Genomic DNA, 4,123 nt, shown 5'->3' with positions numbered 1-4,123 from the left:
CTCTTTTACCTAGGAACAGGAAGAAAGGATTTCCTGGAGGAGACGGCTCCTCTGTTCTTGTGGAATGAGTTCCACTATACGCACGACTTCACGTCGCACGTCTTCCACCATCTCTCGTTCATCAGATAGATTTGACTGGTCGAGAACCACGATTCTGCAACCGTTCTGTTCACAAATCCATTCGATAAGCTCGAATCCAAATCTTGCCATCCGGTCTTTGTGAGCGACCACAATTTCGCTGACGTCTCTTGACAAAACTCGTCCCAATAAGGCTTTAAGACCTTTTCTGCGGTAGTTGAGTCCTGTACCGATATCTTTGATGACTTCCCCGTTCGGGAACATCTTTTGAAGGAACGCCGCTTGCCTTTCGAGGTCTTCTTTTTGTCTTCTGGTAGAGACTTAGCGCGTAAATAATTGTTGGTTTGTTCTTGACTTCTCCAAGCACTGAATCGACATCATAACGTCGCTGGTTACTTGGGGTTCTAATGGTTTTGATTTTGCCCTCCTGCTCCCAGTACCTGAGTGTTCGTTCAGATACTCCGAGGATTTCGCGGGCTTTCCTGGGTGGGACATACCTCATAGTCTCTGTTGGTGCGATTCTTTATATATACTAACAGATACTGCCGGGAACTGCCGGAGATTGCCTTAAAAAGATACTTCTATCTTTTGCCGATCATGATATAGGGTTGTATTTGAGATGTAAACCTGTATGGTCTTTAATGGACAATAAAACTGAGGATCTCTTGTCCCTCTTGGCTAAAGCCGGTGCCTGTTGGGAAGGGTTAAGGGTGGCTCCGAAGCTTCCTACTCCCTACTCCCTACTCCCGCGCAGCCCAGGACGAAAGTCCCTCAACCATCTAATTGTCTAAAATCAAACTTAGTAAGGAACCCCTCAATAGGTTTTTTTAGAGCCTTTTTGATCCAATGCCTCAGAATTGGGAGATATAGCACTACGCATTAAAGTTAGGACATTGATACAAGCAGCAAAACCTTGTGTAGTAAACTTTTGCCTCTTGCCTCTTGCCTCTTGCCCTTGCGCGTAGCGCTATAACTCCGATTGCCGTAGCTGGATCAAGAAATCTTGCTCCTGGTAATAAATTCCTCGATATTTATTTTTAGACAGCCGTTTAAGACATTGCTCAGTAATTTGCTGACACCTAGGATGCACTTGAAATTCAGATTCCGGAATCTCTTGGTCTTGATTGAGATGACCAGTAGCTACTTTTGAATTTTCCGGGGAATCAGATTCTGTTGAATTGTACCAGTATCCGACGTTTTCAGTAACTACTGAAGCTTTGGAAGCTGAAATATCTTCCGGGAGTGAATCAGGTAAAACTGCCGTAGAAAACTGGTTATGATTTCTGGATTCTTCACCATCAAGATGTCTAAGAGTTTCCGCTTTATATCTAGCTGCTTGTAGTGATAACGAATCCGTGGATTTAGGTTGAACAATATTTATTGGAAAACTAAAAATTTCGTTGGATAAAATTCCTTTTTGTTGCTCCATCCAAAGTGTAAAAAAATGTGGATGTTCTAAAAGCAAATACAGAGGCTGAGATTCCTCAGATATTTTACACAAACAAAACTTGAATGCTTTTTTATAAGCATTTGGAAAAATATCAAAACCTCTAGTGAATAGTTGATTTTGGAAAATAATTGTAGAGTTATCCAGCCACTCAACTTGTTGAGTAGCTGCTTCTTTATCAATGATCAACATAATAGTTTTAAAGTGCTTTCGTTGATTAAACCTGAGCTATAGCGTTTCATAGTAAGGGTGAGGTACATCTAAATAAATTTTATGACTTGCTCCCTGCTCCTTAATCCCTGCTCCCTAAAACTAAAGAGGAAAGTACCTCACCCGATCGAGAACTACTAAGCGCGTTTCTAAATGATTCGTGAACGCTAAACTAGCTAAAACTCTTATTTAAAGAGGGTTCTTTGTTCACAAATCAAATGTAAACGTTCTAGTTGATCATAAATCATAGTTCTATCAATTAGACTATTTTTAAGACAAAATACTGAGTATTACGCGAATTGTTTTAAGAAAATATCCTGAAATAAGCAAGTATTTATTGATACATTTAAGGTATTTAATATACTTAATTTATTTGTGATTTTTTATGAAAGCAATGACTATTTTACGTATAATTACGGTAGTAATATAACCTTAAAGATCAGTAGACGTATTAAATTAATGTTGACTAGATAAATTATAAACTATAAAACTGGAAACTTTGAACAGTAAGAGATTGAGTCACTTTAAAAAAGTTAACACAGTTACTATAATGTATGTCCAGGTAGTTACTCACTTACTCCTGAACACTAATTTCAATCCACTGATAGAGCCGTTAATTCTGGAAAAACGATCACAAATTTCCGTATAATTACGGTAGTGACTTAGCAAGCCTTTAATCTACAAGACACCCTACCTATGAAAATCAAACACTTCATCAATCTTTTCAAAGCACTTACCGCTCCAGTAGTGCTGGGATTAATGGTTGTCTAGCAGAATTTCACCCTTGGGCCATGGGTTTACCTAGCCCTCCATGGTACCTATGGGGTGATGTGGCTACTCAAAGACCGTATCTATCCAGACAAGCAGTGGGAGCAAGAAATACCTATTGGCATGGGAATTCTTGGCTCCGGAATAATAATGCTCTACTGGGTTGCTCCCTTTATTCTGATTAGCAGTGGTTCTGAGCCTCCCTTACCCCTGGTAGCTGCTGCCATTTCGATTAATGTCATGGGAGTTTTTCGACCCTATGCCAGTGATGCCCAGAAATACTATACTCTCAAGTATCGTTCTGGATTAATAACAGAAGGATTCTTTGCTCGCTGTCGAAACACAAACTACTTGGGAGAAATCCTGATCTACTCTGCTTTTGCCATGCTAGCTCAGCACTGGCTACCCTTTTTGATTCTGGCAGGTTTTATCGCAGGTATATTTATTCCCAATATGCTCAAAAAAGATAAGTCTCTCTCCCGCTATCCAGAGTTTGCTGACTACAAAGCTAATTCTGGACTACTACTACCACAGCTATTTTTAGCTACTACTTCCAATCCAAACGAGCCAGATTTGGCCCAAAAAACCAGGTAGTCATAAATTATAGCATTTCTCAATTCGGTGAAGTACAAAGCCCTGGGTTGAGCGGGATTAGGGAGTAGGGAGTAGGGAGTAGGGAGTAGGGATTAAATACAAAAAACCATTAACCTAAGACCTTTCTATCTAAAATACTGGTGAATGGAATCCCAAGCACAAATTTAATATATGACGAAACCATCTAAGCAGTATTTTTCCCTAAGATGGCGATTTTTAATTATCGTCCTTTTACTGCTAGGAATCTTCTTCCGCTGCTTCAATCTAAACCATAAAATATACTGGCACGATGAGGTTTATACCTCAATTCGGAGTTCTGGCTACACCGGAGATGAAGTAATTAAGGAAGTTTTTGATGGTAGGGTGATTGGGGTTGAAGACTTACAAAAGTATCAGCATCCCAATCCTGAAAAAGATTTAGGGGATACTATTAATGCCTTAGCTAAAAATCCAGAACATCCACCCCTCTATTATTTAATGGCGCGGTATTGGCGGCAGCTATTTGGTGCTGCTGTCAATCACCCTAGGGGTTTATCTGTTCTGTTTAGCCTGCTGGTTTTTCCAGCTATCTATTGGCTGTGCTTAGAATTATTTGAATCCCCTTTAGTGGGATGGGTAGCTGTGGCACTTTTAGCGGTATCTCCCTTTCATGTGCTCTACGCTCAAGAAGCACGGGAATATAGTCTATGGACATTGACTATTATCTTATCTTGCGCGTCTCTGTTACGAGCTATCCGAAAAACCAAGAATAGTCGAAAAGTAACACACTACCTCTGGTCATGGGTAATCTATGGTGTCACATTGGCACTTAGTCTTTACACGTTTCTCTTTTCTATATTTGTGGCTATTGGACATGTAATTTATGTCTTTATTCTAGAACGTTTTCGCCTTAATAAAACTAGTTTTGCTTATTTTATAGCATCTGTTGCAGGGTTTCTAGCCTTTTCCCCTTGGTTAGTTGTAGTGGTTACTAACTTAGCTATCATTCAGCATAAAACCCATTGGACAACTATTCAAGTACCAGAG

The 4,123-nt window shown here is 39.8% G+C and carries 6 protein-coding genes; 3 read left to right on the top strand and 3 right to left on the bottom strand.

Going from position 1 to position 4,123, the window contains the following annotated elements:
• Nucleotides 1-9: 9 nt before the first annotated feature.
• A complete protein-coding gene (locus F6J99_RS42670) occupies nucleotides 10-342 on the bottom strand; it encodes a recombinase family protein (RefSeq protein ID WP_293122894.1) in 333 nt (110 codons plus the stop codon).
• Nucleotides 275-580 carry a MerR family DNA-binding transcriptional regulator gene (locus tag F6J99_RS42665; RefSeq protein ID WP_293122891.1) on the bottom strand — a complete coding sequence of 102 codons (306 nt, stop codon included), beginning with the start codon at nucleotides 578-580 and terminating at the stop codon, nucleotides 275-277. The genes F6J99_RS42670 and F6J99_RS42665 overlap by 68 nt, the downstream gene beginning before the upstream one ends.
• Before the next feature lie 139 nt (nucleotides 581-719).
• On the opposite strand from F6J99_RS42665, the gene F6J99_RS42660 reads away from it, so the two are divergent.
• The gene (locus F6J99_RS42660) at nucleotides 720-869 is read left to right on the top strand and encodes a hypothetical protein (protein WP_293122889.1); all 150 of its coding nucleotides are present in this window, start codon (nucleotides 720-722) and stop codon (nucleotides 867-869) included.
• 176 nt (nucleotides 870-1,045) lie between these two features.
• Here F6J99_RS42660 and F6J99_RS42655 read toward each other — a convergent pair whose 3' ends face one another.
• A complete protein-coding gene (locus F6J99_RS42655; protein ID WP_293122886.1) occupies nucleotides 1,046-1,717 on the bottom strand; it encodes a hypothetical protein in 672 nt (223 codons plus the stop codon).
• Nucleotides 1,718-2,563: 846 nt separating this feature from the next.
• Here F6J99_RS42655 and F6J99_RS42650 point away from each other — a divergent pair.
• Entirely contained in the window at nucleotides 2,564-3,097 is a 534-nt protein-coding gene (locus F6J99_RS42650) for a DUF1295 domain-containing protein (protein WP_293122883.1), read from the top strand.
• 171 nt (nucleotides 3,098-3,268) lie between these two features.
• On the top strand, nucleotides 3,269-4,123 hold an 855-nt coding region (locus tag F6J99_RS42645), incomplete at its 3' end, for a glycosyltransferase family 39 protein (protein ID WP_293122880.1).

This window comes from Moorena sp. SIO4G3 (assembly GCF_010692305.1).
GTDB lineage: Bacteria > Cyanobacteriota > Cyanobacteriia > Cyanobacteriales > Coleofasciculaceae > Moorena > Moorena producens_A.
This window is presented reverse-complemented; position numbering and strand designations above follow the sequence as displayed.

Bases quoted from the DNA above. Each gene is read 5' to 3' on its own strand.
- F6J99_RS42665 (WP_293122891.1), bottom strand. From the start codon at position 580: ATGAGGTATGTCCCACCCAGGAAAGCCCGCGAAATCCTCGGAGTATCT.
- F6J99_RS42650 (WP_293122883.1), top strand. From the start codon at position 2,564: ATGTGGCTACTCAAAGACCGTATCTATCCAGACAAGCAGTGGGAGCAA.
- F6J99_RS42655 (WP_293122886.1), bottom strand. From the start codon at position 1,717: ATGTTGATCATTGATAAAGAAGCAGCTACTCAACAAGTTGAGTGGCTG.
- F6J99_RS42660 (WP_293122889.1), top strand. From the start codon at position 720: ATGGACAATAAAACTGAGGATCTCTTGTCCCTCTTGGCTAAAGCCGGT.
- F6J99_RS42670 (WP_293122894.1), bottom strand. From the start codon at position 342: ATGTTCCCGAACGGGGAAGTCATCAAAGATATCGGTACAGGACTCAAC.